The organism is Caulobacter sp. P1_D6, assembly GCF_056406095.1.
On record NZ_JBFUAW010000088.1, the window covers coordinates 1 to 614 of the forward strand.

Genomic DNA, 614 nt, shown 5'->3' on the forward strand with positions numbered 1-614 from the left:
GTGCTCGGCAGTGACCGGACCCCCACGTGGAGCGGCTGGGCGTCGGTGGAGGCCGTGCAACGGGAGTACGCGATCTCCACGATCAACTTCGTCAAGCCGGGTGTCGGGGAGACCACCCGCGTTCTGCTGCGCCGGGTTCCGTGGCGGGTGCTGGTGCGCGAGGCCGACGCACCCGAACACCTGCACATCCGCATGCTCGCCGAGGCGCGGAACGTCCCCGTCGAGGTGGTACCGGATCTGGCGTACTCCTGCATGGGACTGATCAAGGACGTGACGTGACCGCGCTGATCGCGACCGATCTCGATCGCACGATGATCTACAGCGCCGCCGCACTCGCGCTCGGCACGTCGGGTGAGCGGGTGTGCGTCGAGTACTACCAGGGTGAGCCGTTGTCGTACATGACCTCTCGCGCCGCGGCCATGCTCGTGGACCTCGCCCGGTCCGCCGTCGTGGTGCCCACCACCACCCGCACCGTCGAGCAGTTCCAGCGCATCGATCTGCCGGGTGCGCCCTGGCGGTACGCGGTCACCAGCAACGGCGGCACCATCCTCACCGACGGCGTGCCCGACGCGTCCTGGCGGGCGAGTGTCGACCGGTCGGTCGCGGCCACCGCC

The 614-nt window shown here is 69.9% G+C and carries 2 protein-coding genes; both read left to right on the forward strand.

Annotation, left to right across the window (positions count from 1 at the left end):
- Nucleotides 1–279, forward strand: a 279-nt coding sequence (locus tag AC1DYP_RS24795) for an RNA-binding protein (protein ID WP_477048562.1), incomplete at its 5' end; no start/stop codon positions are given.
- Nucleotides 276–614, forward strand: a 339-nt coding sequence (locus tag AC1DYP_RS24800; RefSeq protein WP_477048563.1) for an HAD family hydrolase, incomplete at its 3' end; no start/stop codon positions are given. The genes AC1DYP_RS24795 and AC1DYP_RS24800, both read left to right, overlap by 4 nt.